The 13762-nt window shown below is 68.6% G+C and carries 11 protein-coding genes; 8 read left to right on the forward strand and 3 right to left on the reverse strand.

Translation table 11 applies throughout. The features are described from left to right. Positions 1 to 43 precede the first annotated feature (43 nt). A complete protein-coding gene (gene mnmH, locus IE100_RS14350; RefSeq protein WP_189375042.1) occupies positions 44 to 1081 on the reverse strand; it encodes a tRNA 2-selenouridine(34) synthase MnmH in 1038 nt (345 codons plus the stop codon). A gap of 19 nt (positions 1082 to 1100) precedes the next feature. Between mnmH and selD the strand changes: the two genes are divergently transcribed. Beyond that, the gene (selD, locus tag IE100_RS14355) at positions 1101 to 2141 is read left to right on the forward strand and encodes a selenide, water dikinase SelD (protein ID WP_189375043.1); all 1041 of its coding nucleotides are present in this window, start codon (positions 1101 to 1103) and stop codon (positions 2139 to 2141) included. Between the two features lie 217 nt (positions 2142 to 2358). Here selD and lysA read toward each other — a convergent pair whose 3' ends face one another. Continuing rightward, positions 2359 to 3597, reverse strand: coding sequence for a diaminopimelate decarboxylase (gene lysA, locus IE100_RS14360; RefSeq protein ID WP_189375044.1), 1239 nt, complete (start codon positions 3595 to 3597; stop codon positions 2359 to 2361). Between the two features lie 288 nt (positions 3598 to 3885). On the opposite strand from lysA, the gene IE100_RS14365 reads away from it, so the two are divergent. The 4 genes from IE100_RS14365 to IE100_RS14380 all read left to right on the forward strand — a co-directional run bounded on the left by IE100_RS14365 (position 3886) and on the right by IE100_RS14380 (position 8318). Next, positions 3886 to 4803, forward strand: a complete 918-nt coding sequence (locus tag IE100_RS14365) for a LysR family transcriptional regulator (protein WP_189375045.1) — start codon at positions 3886 to 3888, stop codon at positions 4801 to 4803. 237 nt (positions 4804 to 5040) lie between these two features. Next, positions 5041 to 7047 (forward strand): site-specific recombinase, encoded by a 2007-nt coding sequence (locus tag IE100_RS14370; protein WP_189375046.1) that lies wholly within the window; start codon positions 5041 to 5043, stop codon positions 7045 to 7047. Positions 7048 to 7191: 144 nt separating this feature from the next. Further along, complete coding sequence (locus IE100_RS14375; RefSeq protein WP_189375047.1) at positions 7192 to 7950, forward strand: ferredoxin--NADP reductase; 759 nt, start codon at positions 7192 to 7194, stop codon at positions 7948 to 7950. Further along, positions 7947 to 8318 carry a group III truncated hemoglobin gene (locus tag IE100_RS14380; protein WP_189375048.1) on the forward strand — a complete coding sequence of 124 codons (372 nt, stop codon included), beginning with the start codon at positions 7947 to 7949 and terminating at the stop codon, positions 8316 to 8318. Before IE100_RS14375 ends, IE100_RS14380 begins: the two co-directional genes overlap by 4 nt. Positions 8319 to 8434: 116 nt before the next feature. On the opposite strand, the gene IE100_RS14385 is transcribed toward IE100_RS14380, so the two are convergent. Next, on the reverse strand, positions 8435 to 8755 hold the full coding sequence (locus tag IE100_RS14385) for a cupin domain-containing protein (protein ID WP_189375049.1): 321 nt from the start codon (positions 8753 to 8755) through the stop codon (positions 8435 to 8437). 462 nt (positions 8756 to 9217) lie between these two features. Here IE100_RS14385 and kdpA point away from each other — a divergent pair, with 462 nt between their 5' ends. From kdpA to kdpC, 3 genes are all read left to right on the forward strand, one after another. Beyond that, on the forward strand, positions 9218 to 10909 hold the full coding sequence (kdpA, locus tag IE100_RS14390; protein WP_229800395.1) for a potassium-transporting ATPase subunit KdpA: 1692 nt from the start codon (positions 9218 to 9220) through the stop codon (positions 10907 to 10909). Between the two features lie 9 nt (positions 10910 to 10918). Continuing rightward, on the forward strand, positions 10919 to 13048 hold the full coding sequence (kdpB, locus tag IE100_RS14395) for a potassium-transporting ATPase subunit KdpB (protein ID WP_229800396.1): 2130 nt from the start codon (positions 10919 to 10921) through the stop codon (positions 13046 to 13048). 61 nt (positions 13049 to 13109) lie between these two features. Beyond that, positions 13110 to 13736, forward strand: coding sequence for a potassium-transporting ATPase subunit KdpC (gene kdpC, locus IE100_RS14400; RefSeq protein ID WP_229800397.1), 627 nt, complete (start codon positions 13110 to 13112; stop codon positions 13734 to 13736). Positions 13737 to 13762: the final 26 nt, after the last annotated feature.

The raw sequence follows: 13762 nt of genomic DNA on the forward strand, positions 1-13762 counted from the left end.
ACAGCAGCCGTCATGGCTGCTGTTTTTGCATTGGCCTGACCGCTCAGCCTTGCAGCAGCTGCCGCGCGACCGTCGTCAGCGTGGCGTCGTCCAGGGCCGGCACCGCCAGCGGCTGCACCGCCTGCGTGTAGTGCTTGCCCTGCGAGCGCAGGTAGAGCGGGTCGTAGTGGCCGGTCAGCAGCTCGCCGACCAGGGTATCGAAATCGCCGCCGCGCGCCATCGTTGCCCACGCGTCCAGCTGCGCCTTGCCGTGTACATTGCGCAGGAAGCCGAGCTGGGTTACCAGCCGTTCCGGCTCGCGCAGGTAAAAATCGTAGTCGCGCTTGAGGAAATCCACCCGCGCCGCCAGCGGTACTTCCAGTTGCAGGCAGGCGCTGTCGTGCATGCGGCTGTACAGCGCGTCCGGCAGCGACACGAAGCCGATCTTCTTGCTTTCCGCCTCCACGAACACCGGCCGCGTCGGGTCGAAGCCCTGCAGCGCGCTGTCCAGCAGGCTGTCGAAGCGCTTTTGCGACGGCTGCGCCACGTCCGGCAGCCGCCCCAGCACCGAGCCGCGGTGCGCGGCGAGACCTTCCAGATCCAGCACCTGCGCACCCTGTGCCGCCAGCGCCGCCAGCAGCCGGCTCTTGCCGCTGCCGGTGGGGCCGCTGATCACGCGGAAGCGGAACTGCTGCGGCAGGGTGGCGAGGTCTTCCAGCACCTGGTGGCGATAGGCCTTGTAGCCGCCTTCCAGCTGGTGCGCCGCCCAGCCGATCTGCGCCAGGATGATCGCCATCGAGCCGGAGCGCTGCCCGCCGCGCCAGCAGTACACCAGCGGGCGCCACGACTTGGGGTGGCGCGCGAACTGCTCGTCGAGGTGGCGCGCGATATTGCGCGCGACGATGGCGGCGCCGACCTTGCGCGCCTCGAACGGCGACACCTGCTTGTACAGGGTGCCGACGCGCACGCGCTCCTCGTCGCTCATCACCGGGCAGTTGATGGCGCCGGGGATGTGGTCTTCGGCAAATTCCGCCGGGGTGCGCACGTCGATGATCTCGTCAAATTGGTGGCGCTGTGCTACGGTCGCGAGCTTGAAAAACATAGATAGGAAGGCGTGGGCCATGACAGGAATCAGATTGACGCAATTGTCGCACGGTGGCGGATGTGGCTGCAAAATTGCACCGTCGGTATTGCAGGCGATCCTGTCCGGCGCCCGCGACAAGCTGCCGTACCCGGACTTGCTGGTCGGCGCCGAAACCAGCGACGACGCGGCGGTGTACCGCCTCAACGACAGCCAGGCGCTGGTGGCGACCACCGACTTCTTCCTGCCGATTGTCGATGACGCGCGCGACTTCGGCCGCATCGCCGCCACCAACGCCATCTCCGACATCTACGCGATGGGCGCCACGCCCATCATGGCGCTGGCCATCGTCGGCATGCCGGTGAACACGCTGCCGGTGGAAACCATCCGCGACATCCTGCAGGGCGGCGAATCGGTGTGCCGCGAGGCCGGCATCCCCATCGCAGGCGGCCACTCCATCGACGCGCCGGAGCCGATCTACGGCCTGGTGGTGATGGGGCTGATGCACCCGGATGAGATCAAGCGCAACTGCGACGCACGCGACGGCGACGTGCTGATCCTCGGCAAGGGCCTGGGCGTCGGCATCCTGGCGCAGGCGATGAAGAAGGGCGAGCTGGACGACGCCGGCTATCAGGCGCTGATCGCCTCCACCACGCAGCTGAACAAGGTCGGCAGCCAGCTGGCGGCCATGGATCAGGTGCACGCGCTGACCGACGTCACCGGCTTCGGCCTGCTCGGCCACCTGCTGGAAATCTGCCGCGGCTCGCAGCTGGCCGCGCATCTGGACATGGCGCAGGTGCCGGTGATCCGCGAGGCGCAGGCGTGGGCGGAGAAGGGCTACGGCCCCGGCGCCATCGAGCGCAATCTGGCCAGCTTCGGCGAGGACGTGCACTGCACCGACAGCGTGGCCGACTGGCAGCTGCGGGTGCTGGCCGATGCGCAGACCAGCGGCGGCCTGCTGGTGGCGGTGGCGCCGGAGGCGGCCGACAGCGTGCTGGCGCAGTTCCACACCGCCGGCTTCGGCTACGCCAGCATCATCGGCACGCTGCGGCAGGGCGAGGCGAAGATCCACGTGCGCTGAGCGAGCGCTCCCGAAACGAAAAAAGGTTGGCCGCAGCGATGCGGCCAACCTTTTTCATTTGACTGATACGGGATTTAGAACCTGTTCAAGGTCTAGCGAGCTAGAGCGAGACAAGGCGAAAACGGCTGAGGAAGCGGAGTTGACATGGGGTCAATGAGCATTCCGAAGCCGTTTTCAACGCGGTATCGCCGAAGCGCAGCAGGCATTGAACAGGTTCTTACAGCTGTTCCAGCGCCAGCAGCTCCTCCACCGTCTGGCGGCGGCGGATCAGGCGGTCGGACTCGCCGTCGACCAGCACCTCGGCGATCAGCGGGCGGGTGTTGTAGTTGCTGGACATCGACGCGCCGTAGGCGCCGGTGTCGTGGAACACCAGCAGGTCGCCGACGCTGGCTGCCGGCAGCCGGCGCGGCAGCACCACGCCGCCGTCACCCTGGGTGAACACGTCGCCGGATTCGCACAGCGGGCCGCCGACCACGGTGTCCTTTTCCGGCTTCTGCACGCCGTCCTGCGGCACCACGGTGATGTGGTGGTAGCTGCCGTACATCGACGGGCGCATCAGCTCGTTGAAGCCGGCGTCGACCAGCACGAAGTGGTTGCTGCCGGCGTCCTTGGCGGCGCGTACCTCGGCCAGCAGGTTGCCGGATTCGGCCACCAGGTAGCGGCCCGGCTCGATCTCCAGCGCCAGCGGATGGCCGATCACGGCGGCGGCGTCCTGACGGGCCTGGTCCCACAGCGTGAAGTAGTGCTCGGTGTCGATGCTGGCGTCGCCGTCGCGGTAGGGGATGGACAGGCCGCCACCGGCGGAGATGGCGTGCAGGTCGTGGCCGTGGGCTTTCACCTGTTGCACCAGCTCGACCATGGTGCCGCACACCTGCTGCAGGTGGCTGTAGTCGACGCCGGAGCCGATGTGCATGTGCAGGCCGACCAGCTGCAGGCCGTGCTGGCGGATCACGTCCAGCGCCGCCGGCAGGTCGCTGTGCCAGATGCCGTGCTTGCTGTGCTCGCCGCCGGTATTGGTCTTGTTGCTGTGGCCGTGGCCGAAGCCGGGGTTGATGCGCAGCCACACGCGGTGGCCGGGCGAGGCCTCGCCCAGCTGGTGCAGCATGTCGATGGAGCCGGCGTTCACCGGGATGCGGTGCTCGGTCACCGTCGCCAGCGTGTCGCGGTCGATCAGGTCGGCGGTGAACACGATGCCGGACGGCTCGCCGGCGGCGTCATAGCCGGCGGCCAGCGCGCGCAGGATCTCGCCGCGCGACACCGCGTCCACCTTCACCCCCTGTTCGCGCATCAGGCGCAGGATGTGGGTGTTGCTGCACGCCTTCTGCGCAAAACGGATGGTGTCGAACTGGCGCAGCGCGGCGATGCGCTGGCGGATGGTGTCGGCGTCGTACACCCACAGCGGGGTGCCGTAGTGCTGGGCGAGGGCGGCGAGGCGGGCGGTGTCGGGGGTCTGCATCTCTGTTGATCCTTGGCAATTGGGAGCCGGCCCGTGCGGTGCGGGGCGGCGGTATCGGGTGCCTGGCGGTGGCAAACTGCGGGTGCGTCCCGCCAGGCTGAGGGTGCCTTCTGTCTCGTCGGCGTTTTGCGGCCTGTTGCGCTTGCGCCAGGGTTGGCCGCAAGGGAGCGCGATTGCGGTCTGTGCCGCGCTGCGCGCTCCGCCGTAGCCGGCATCATGCCCTTGGTGGGTGATTCAGTAAAATGCTAATATTTTGTCTGGTAATTCATTTTTGATATGGAGTGCGCCGTGAGCATCAGCCACCGTCACATCGAAGTGTTCCGCGCGGTGATGACCAGCGGCAGCGTCACCGGCGCCGCCAGCCTGCTGCATACCTCGCAGCCGACGGTCAGCCGCGAGCTGGCGCGGCTGGAGCAGCTGCTGGGCTTTGCGCTATTCGAGCGCCAGCGTGGCCGGCTGCAGCCGACGGCGCCGGCGCTGGCGCTGTTCGACGAGGTGCAGCGTTCCTATATCGGGCTGGAGCGCATCGCCGGCGTGGCGGCCAACCTTGGCCGCCAGGACCGCGGGCAGCTGTCGCTGCTGTGCCTGCCGGCGTTCGCGCATGCCTTGCTGCCGGCGGTATGCCGCCGCTTTGCCGCCGGCCACCACGGCGTCGGCATCGCCATCACGCCGCAGGAGTCGCCGCTGCTGGAGGAGTGGCTGTCGGCGCAGCGCTACGATCTGGGCCTGACCGAGCACGAGGCCGCGCCGCCGGGCACCCGGCTGCAGGCGCAATGGCTGGCCGACGAGGTGTGCGTGCTGCCGGACGGGCACCCGCTGCTGGCGCGCACGGTGCTGGCGCCGCAGGATTTTGCCGGCCAGGCCTTCGTCAGCCTGTCGCCGGACGACCCTTACCGCGTGCAGCTGGATCGCGTGTTTGCTGATGCCGGCGTGGTGCGGCAGATGCTGCTGGAGACGCACAGCGCGGTGGCGGTGTGCGCGATGGTGGCTGCGGGCTTGGGGGTGGCCATCGTCAATCCGCTGACCGCCCTGTCGCTGGCCGGGCAGGGGGTGCAGCTGCGCCGCTTCGCGGTGTCGGTGCCGTTCCGCGTCAGCCTGGTGCTGCCGGAGTTCCGCCCGGCTACGCCGCTGACCGGCGCCTTTGCCGACGCGGTGGTCGCGGAGCTGGCGCACGCCACCACCGCGCTGGCGCAGGCGCTGGCTTGATGCGGCGACATTGCTGCATCGCAAAAAATATTGCGTCGCGCCATGTGCTTGATTAAAAAGTAAAATCCCGGCTTTCTTTCGGCGCCATTGCTTGCCGGTCCGCTATCCTGCCGGAATTTTTTGTCGCGACGCGCGGTCAGACCCTGTTATATCTGCTGTTCGTGCCGCCATTGCCCGCCGCGGCGCGCTCCCATCGCAACGTGTCAAACGTGACGCAAACTGTCCAACGGATGACTTATGGATCAAATACTTTCCCAACTGGCCAACCGCCACAGTGACGCGCCGCCGGTGCCGTATCTGGCGCGTCTGGTCGATCAGGTGCGCCCCGACGATGCCGGCGACTTCGTGCAGGCCACCAGCAATCTGCGCGCGCTGACCTATCTGCTGTCGCGCCACGCGAGTTACCGCGCCGGCCTGCGCCAGGCGCTGATCGACCTGCTCGGCGCCACCCGCCAGGTGCAGCTGTATACCGACACCGGCACGCTGTCCAACGAGACCTTTTCCCAGGCGCTGCGCCGTCGCATCGGCGAACGCCTGCTGCCGCCGGCACGTTCGGCCAGCCATCTGTCCGACCAGTTCGGCGTGATCTTCTGCCAGCGCGAGGACTACCGCTGGGTGGCCGCGCTGTCGCAGGAAGTGTGGCAGGAGCTGTGGCAGTCGCTGGCGTGGGACGAGGAGCGGCAGATGGTCGCCAACCCGACGCGGCTGCAGCTCTTGGAGGCGGTGCAGGTGCTGACCGCGCGCATCACCGCCATCGGGCTGGAGCCGGAGCTGGTGAAGACCTATCCCGACATCGAGCGCTTCGAGTCGCCGTTCCTGCACCTGTCCGCCGAAGCGCAGCGCTACGTCGAATCGGCGCGCGCGGCGATGGTGGACGAGACCTGCCCCGACGAGGACGACCGCCAGGTGCTGGTGCTGCTGGAGCAGTGCGAGGACGTGATCGCCCGCCTGCGCAAGGCGGCGGCCAACCGTGGCGTGTCGGTAAGCCTGACCTACCACGTCACCCGCCTGCGCCAGCACATCCAGCGCCTGCGCACGCTGCTGGCATTGCTGGACCCGGAGCGCAGCCCGGCGCGCGACGCCACGCTGTTTCGCCTGCTGGCCGAGCTGGTGCGCGCGGAAAACCGCAAGTACAGCCTGCGCGACGTGTTCGCCAGCAATACCGAGCTGCTGGCGCGGCAGGTCACCGAACACGCCGGCCGCCACGGCGAGCACTACATCGCGGAGAACCGCAGCCAGTGGCTGGCGATGGGCAAGGCGGCGATGGGCGCCGGCGTCATCGTCGGCTTCATGGCGCTGTTCAAGCTGCTGATCGCCACGCTGCACCTGCCGCTGATCTGGGAGGCGCTGGCCTTCGGCCTCAACTACTCGCTGGGTTTCATGCTGGTGCACGTGCTGCACTTCACCATCGCCACCAAGCAGCCGGCGATGACGGCGGCGCGCATCGCCGCCGCCATCCACGAGGCCGGCGGCAAGGCCGACATGGCGCAGCTGGCCGAGCTGGTGGTGAAGGTGATGCGCACCCAGTTCGTGGCCATTCTCGGCAACGTGCTGCTGGCGATCCCGGTGGCGTGGGCCATTGCCGAGGCCTGGCTGTGGCTGGCCGGCACGCCGGTGATCGACCAGGCCAAGGCGGCGCACCTGCTGCACGACCTGCATCCGCTCACCAGCCTGGCGCTGTTCCACGCCGCCATCGCCGGTGTGTACCTGTTCCTGTCCGGCCTGATCGCTGGCTACTACGACAACAAGGCGATCTACCGCCAGATCCCGCAGCGGCTGGCTGCGGTGCCGTGGCTGAACCGGCTGCTGGGCGAGGCGCGCACCCGCCGCTTTGCCCACTACGTCGAGCACAACCTCGGCGGCCTGGCCGGCAACTTCTACTTCGGTCTATTCCTCGGCGTCACCGGCACCATCGGCTTTCTGCTGGGCCTGCCGCTGGACATCCGCCACATCACCTTCTCGTCGGCCTATCTGTCCTACGCCGCGGTCACCTACGACTACGCGCTGCCGCTCTCGACGGTGCTGTGGTCGGTGGCCGGGGTGGCGCTGATCGGCATGACCAACCTGCTGGTCAGCTTCAGCCTGGCGCTGTGGGTGGCGCTGCGCTCGCGCAAGCTGCGCGGCAGCGACGCCTTGCCGCTGCTGCCGGCGGTGTTCAAGCGCTTCCTGCGCGGGCCGAAGGCGTTCTTCATTCCGCCGCGGGAGCGGGTGGAAGTACCGGAGGAGGCCACGCCACCGGCCTGATCCTCCACTGACCGTCACGCCCCGCCCCGCGCGGGGCGTTTTGCTGCCGGCGGCTTGCCCCTGCTCGTGTCAGCGTTTTTATTGTGATGGCTAAGGTGTATATTTTAAACATCTTCAATTAGCCGGCCGTGACGGGAAAACAAGATGAACATCGTAGAAACGGAAGTGATCCGCGTGCAGCACTGCTCCGCGCGCGGCGTCACCCTGCTGACCAGCAAGCCGGATGGCTTTACTTTCCAGGCCGGGCACTACGCGCGGCTGTCGGTGCCGGCACTGGCCGAGCCGGTGTGGCGCGCCTATTCCATCGTGTCGGCGCCGCACGAGCCGTGGCTGGAATACTTCTTTACCGTCATCCCCGGCGGGGCGCTGTCGCCGCATCTGGGCGCGCTGCAGCCGGGCGACACGGTGCTGATGGCCAAGGCGGCGATGGGCTTCTTCCTGCCCGACAGCCTGGCCGACGGCGAGGTGTTGTGGCTGCTGGCCACCGGTACCGGCATCGGCCCCTATCTGTCGATGCTGCGTCAGCAGGGCGTGCTGCAGCGCTTTGCCCGCATCAACCTGGTGTGCAGCGTGCGCGAGGCGGCGGATCTGGCCTACGACGCCGAGTGCCGCGCCTGGGCGGCACAGCACGCGCACTGCCACTACGTGCCGGTGGTGACGCGTGGCGAGGTGGCCGGCGGCCTGCACGAGCGCATCCCGACGCTGTTGAAGAGCGGCGCGCTGGAGCAGCACCTGGCGATGACGCCGCTCGATCCGCAGCGCGACCGGGTGATGGTGTGCGGCAACCCCGACTTCACCGCCGACATGCGCGCGCTGCTCAATGAGCGCGGCTTCACCCCGTGCCGGTGCGGCCTGAGCGGCAACATGCTGTTCGAAAATTACTGGCAAAAGGCGACGCCATGAGCAGCATCGCCCAGCGCCTGGGCCGCGAGACGATCGACACCGTCAGCCGCCAGTTTTACGCGCAGATCCGCGTCCACCCGCGGCTGGCGCCGATCTTCGCCGTGGTGCACGACTGGCCGCGGCACGAGGCGCACATCAGCCACTTCTGGTGGACGGTGCTCGGCGGCGACGCCTACCTCGACAACCAGTACAACGTGGCGCGCAAGCACCTCGACATCGGCGTCACCCCGGCGCTGGTCGACGAGTGGCTGGCGCTGTTCGAACCCGTCGTGCGCCAGCATGTGGCCTCGCCCGACGCCGACGAGTGGCTGCGCAAGGCGCGCATGATCGGGCAGTCGATCGCGCTGATGAACACGCCCTTGGACTGAAGCGGCGACTGAAACCGGTGACTGAACGGGCTTGCGGCCAACCTTGGCCGCAAGCCCGTTCGCCGTGTGAGCGTGGCGGCAGGCTGTCAAACCCTGCGCCCGCCACACCGCCACGTCTAGATACTGCCTTCCTGTTCGATCACCAGGATGCGCGCCTCGCCGTGCGGATGGGCGACGTGCTCGCAGCCGGCGCCGGCGTAGAAGATGTCGCCGCACTGCAGCGCGATCACCCGCACGCTGCCGTCCGTGTCGCGCACGTGCATGTCCACCGTGCCGTCCAGCAGCACGAACACTTCCTCGCCGTCGTTGACGTGCCAGCGGTAGGGCTGGTCGGTCCAGTGCAGGCGGGTGCTGATGCCGTTCATGCTGGCGATGGTGCGCGCGCCCCAGGCGCGCTCGGCCTTGAAGCTGGTCGGGCGGATGTGCTGCGTGTTCATGGTGCTCTCCTGTGCTGGCTGACGAATGCCGCCATTGTCTGCGCAGCCATGGCGCTTGCCACTGGCTGGCTGCGCCAGGATGCGGACCGATCCGGCCGAGATGAATTGCCTCTGGCCGCGCCTCGCGCTGGCCGCCGCGTCCCCCGTCACGACGCCTTCTACGCCAGAAGCATCACATTTTTATATCCCGTTTATACCGCCGCCCGGCCTTTTAACCGCTTTTTTGCACCGCAAAACCTACAGTGACAGTGTCTGTTACCGACAAGGGGAATGTGATGCAAGACCTGATCTGGCTGGCGGGGTTGGCCGCACTGTATCTGGCAGTGCGCGGCCTGCTGCGCGTGTATGCGACCCAGTCGCAGGGGGTGGCGCGATGAGCGTGCTGTCCGGTTTGTGTGGGCTGGCGGCGCTGCTGCTGGCGATATGGCTGCTGTACGCGCTGCTGCACGCGGAGGAGATGTGATGATGACCGCTTTTTTCTGGTTGCTGGCGCTGTTCATGCTGCTGCTGACGCTGAGCGTGCGGCCGATGGGTGCCTGGCTGGCGCCGCTGGCCAGCGGCACGCTGCCCGGCCGCTGGCGCGCGTTCGACGCCGCCTTGCTGCGCCGGCTGGGACTGAACGATGCCGGCATGGGCTGGCGCGACTACACGCTGGCGCTGCTGGCGTTCAACGTGCTGGGCGCGGTGCTGCTGTACGCGTTGCAGCGGCTGCAGGGTGACTTGCCGCTGAACCCGGCGGCGCTGGGCGCGGTGGAGGCCGGCTCGGCGTTCAACACCGCGGTGAGCTTCGTCGCCAATACCAACTGGCAGGGCTATGCCGGCGAAACGACCATGAGTTACCTGACGCAGATGGCCGGCCTCGCGGTGCAGAACTTCCTATCCGCCGCCACCGGCATCGCGGTGGCGTTCGCGCTGATGCGCGGCTTTGCGCGGCGCGAGAGCGGCGACATCGGCAACTTCTGGGCCGACGTGCTGCGCATCGCGCTGTACCTGCTGCTGCCGCTGTCCGTCGTGCTGGCGCTGCTGCTGGTCAGCCAGGGCGTGCTGCAGAACCTGTCCGGCTATCTGAGCTTCGATGCGCTGGCCGGCCACGGGCAGACGCTGGCGATGGGGCCGGTGGCGTCGCAGGAGGCGATCAAGCTGCTGGGCACCAACGGGGGCGGCTTCTTCAACGCCAACTCCGCGCACCCGTTCGAGAACCCGAGCGAGCTGTCCAACCTGCTGCAGATGCTGGCCATCTTTTTGATCCCGGCCGGGCTGTGCCACGCCTTCGGCCGCGTGGTCGGTGACCGCCGTCAGGGCTGGGCGATCTACATCGCGATGAGCGTGCTGTTCGTCGTCGCCGCCAGCGCCATCGCCTGGTTCGAGGCGCAGGGCAACCCGCTGCTGAGTGCGCTGGGCGCCGACGGCGGCAGCGGCAATCTGGAAGGCAAGGAGATCCGCTTCGGCATCGCCGGCAGCAGCCTGTTTGCCGCCGTCACCACCGCCGCCAGCTGCGGCGCGGTCAACGCCATGCACGACTCGTTCACCGCGCTGGGTGGCATGGTGCCGATGCTGCTGATGCAGCTGGGCGAGGTGGTGTTCGGCGGGGTCGGCTCCGGCCTGTACGGCATGCTGGTGTTTGCGGTGCTGGCGGTGTTCGTCGCCGGGCTGATGGTTGGCCGCACGCCGGAGTACCTGGGCAAGAAGATCGAACCGTTCGACATGAAGATGGTGGCGCTGACCATCCTGGTCACCCCGCTGCTGGTGCTGGGCGGTACCGCCGTCGCCGTGGTGGTGGCACCGGGGCTGGCCGGCATGGCCAATCCGGGCGCACACGGTTTTTCCGAGGTGCTGTACGCCTTCAGCTCGGCGGGCAACAACAATGGCAGCGCCTTCGCCGGGCTGTCGGCCAACACCCCGTTCTATAACGCGATGCTGGGCATCGCGATGTGGCTGGGCCGCTTCGCGGTGATCGTGCCGGTGCTGGCGCTGGCCGGCTCGCTGGCGGCGAAAAAACGGCTGGCGCCGACGCTGGGCTCGATGCCGACCCACGACGGGCTGTTCATCGGCCTGTTGATCGGCAGCGTGCTGCTGGTCGGCGCGCTGACCTACCTGCCGGCGCTGGCGCTGGGGCCGGTGGTCGAGCATCTGGCGATCTGGGCGACCCACTAGGAGAACAATATGTCCCATCATAAAAAAATGGTCCTGCCGCTGCTGGACGCCGCGCTGCTGCGCCCGGCGCTGCGCGACACCTTTCTCAAGCTCGGGCTGCGCGCGCAGCTGAAAAACCCGGTGATGTTCGTGGTCTACCTCGGCAGCATGCTGTGCAGCGTGCTGTGGGTGCAGGCGCTGCTGGGGCATGGCCAGGCGCCGGCGTGGCTGACCGGCAGCATCGCGGTGTGGCTGTGGTTCACCGTGCTGTTCGCCAACTTTGCCGAGGCGCTGGCCGAGGGCCGCAGCAAGGCGCAGGCCGCCAGCCTCAAAGGGCTGCAGAAGTCGACGTGGGCGAAGAAACTGGCCGCGCCGCAGCGTTACGGTGCCGAATTCGCGCTGGTGGAGTCGTTCGACCTGCGCCGTGACGACGTGGTGCTGGTGCAGCACGGCGACGTGATCCCCTGCGACGGCGAGGTGATCGAGGGCATCGCCAGCGTGGACGAGTCGGCGATCACCGGCGAATCAGCGCCGGTGATCCGCGAATCCGGCGGCGATTTCAGCTCCGTCACCGGCGGCACCCGCGTGCTGTCGGACTGGATCGTGGTGCGCATCAGCGTCAACCCCGGCGAGACCTTCATCGACCGCATGATCGCGATGGTGGAGGGCGCCAAGCGCCGCAAGACGCCGAACGAGATCGCGCTGACCATCCTGCTGCTGGCGCTGACGCTGATCTTTTTGCTGGTGACCGTCACCCTGCTGCCGTTTTCCGCCTACAGCGTGAACGCGGCCGGCAGCGGCGAGGTGGTGTCGCTGCCGGTGCTGATCGCGCTCCTGGTGTGTCTGATCCCGACCACCATCGGCGGCCTGCTGTCGGCCATCGGCGTCGCCGGCATGAGCCGGCTGATGGCGGCCAACGTGATCGCCACCTCCGGCCGCGCGGTGGAGGCCGCCGGCGACGTGGACGTGCTGCTCTTGGACAAGACCGGCACCATCACCTTCGGCAACCGCCAGGCCAGCAGCCTGCTGCCCGTCGGCGGCGTGAGCCAGGCGCAGCTTGCCGAGGCGGCGTGGCTGGCCTCGCTGGCCGACGACACGCCGGAAGGCAAGAGCATCGTGGTGCTGGCGCAGCGCCTGACCGAGGGCGCCGGCGGGCATCCGGACGACGCCAAGGTTGGCCGCACGCCGCTGGCCGACCTGCACGCCGGGCTGCCCCCGGCCGGCGCCAGCTTCGTGCCGTTCACCGCGCAAACGCGCATGTCCGGCATCAACCTCGACGGCCGGCAGATCCGCAAGGGCGCCGCCGACGCCATCCGCCGCCATGTCGAAACGCTGGGCGGCAGCCTGCCGCGCAGCCTGCTGCAGCAGGTCGACACCATCGCCAGCCGCGGCAGCACGCCGCTGGTGGTGGCCGAGGGCGCGCAGGTGCTGGGCGTGGTCGAGCTGAAGGACGTGGTCAAGCCCGGCATCCGCGAGCGCTTCGCCCAGCTGCGGCAGATGGGCATCAAGACGGTGATGATCACCGGCGACAACCGCCTGACCGCCGCCGCCATCGCCGCCGAGGCCGGAGTCGACGACTTCCTGGCCGAGGCGACGCCGGAAAACAAGCTGGCGATGATCCGCGACTACCAGGCGCGCGGCCAACTGGTGGCCATGACCGGCGACGGCACCAACGACGCGCCGGCGCTGGCGCAGGCCGACGTGGCGGTGGCGATGAACAGCGGCACCCAGGCGGCGCGCGAGGCGGCCAATATGGTGGACCTCGACTCCAGCCCCACCAAGCTGATCGAGGTGGTGGAGATCGGCAAGCAGATGCTGATGACGCGCGGCGCGCTGACCACCTTCAGCCTGGCCAACGACGTGGCCAAGTACTTCGCCATCATCCCGGCCGCGTTCACCGTCACCTATCCGCAGCTGGGCCTGCTCAACGTGATGCAACTGGCCAGCCCGGCCTCGGCGCTGCTGTCGGCGGTGATCTTCAACGCGCTGATCATCATCGCGCTGATCCCGCTGGCGCTGAAGGGCGTGCGCTACCGCGCGCTGGGCGCGGCCGAGCTGCTGCGCCGCAACCTGCTGCTGTACGGCGTCGGCGGCCTGTTGCTGCCGTTTGCCGGCATCAAGCTGATCGACCTGCTGCTGTCCCTGCTGGGACTGGTCTGACCCCGCCGCCGGGCGCCAGCTGTGCCTGCTGCGCCCGGCGCACCAAACAAGGAGTGCCATCATGGCCATGACTACCTATCATCCGGCAAGCGCGCTCAGCCTGCCGCTCGCGGCGGTGCTGCGCCCAGCGCTGACGCTGCTGCTGTTTCTCACCCTCTTGCTGGGGCTGCTCTACCCGCTGGCGGTCACCGGCCTCGCGCAGCTGTTGCTGCCGGCGCAGGCCAACGGCTCGCTGCTGCGCGACAGCAAGGGCAAGGTGATCGGCTCGGCGCTGATCGGCCAGGCCTTCCACGGCCGCGGCGAATTCTGGAGCCGGCCGTCGGCCACCGCCGGCAGCGCCTACAACGGCGCCGCCTCCGGCGGCAGCAACCTGGGGCCGAGCAACCCGGCGCTGCAACAGGCGGTCGCCGCGCGCATCGCCGCGCTGCGCGCCGCCCACCCCGGCCAGCACGGCCCGGTGCCGCTGGACCTCGTCACCGCCTCGGCCAGCGGGCTGGACCCGCACATCAGCCTGGCCGCCGCGCGGTACCAGGCGCCGCGCGTGGCGCGCGAGCTGGGCCGGCCGCTGGTGCAGGTCGAGGCGCTGATCGCCGCGCAGCGCGAGCAGGGCTGGTTCGGCAGCGCAGAGCAGGCGCGCGTCAACGTGCTGCAGCTGAATCTGGCGCTGCGCCGGCTGGCGGCGGGCTGATGCCACGGTCGCCAGCCGGCGGCCAT

The organism is Vogesella alkaliphila (genome assembly GCF_014652475.1).
Classification (GTDB): Bacteria; Pseudomonadota; Gammaproteobacteria; order Burkholderiales; family Chromobacteriaceae; genus Vogesella; species Vogesella alkaliphila.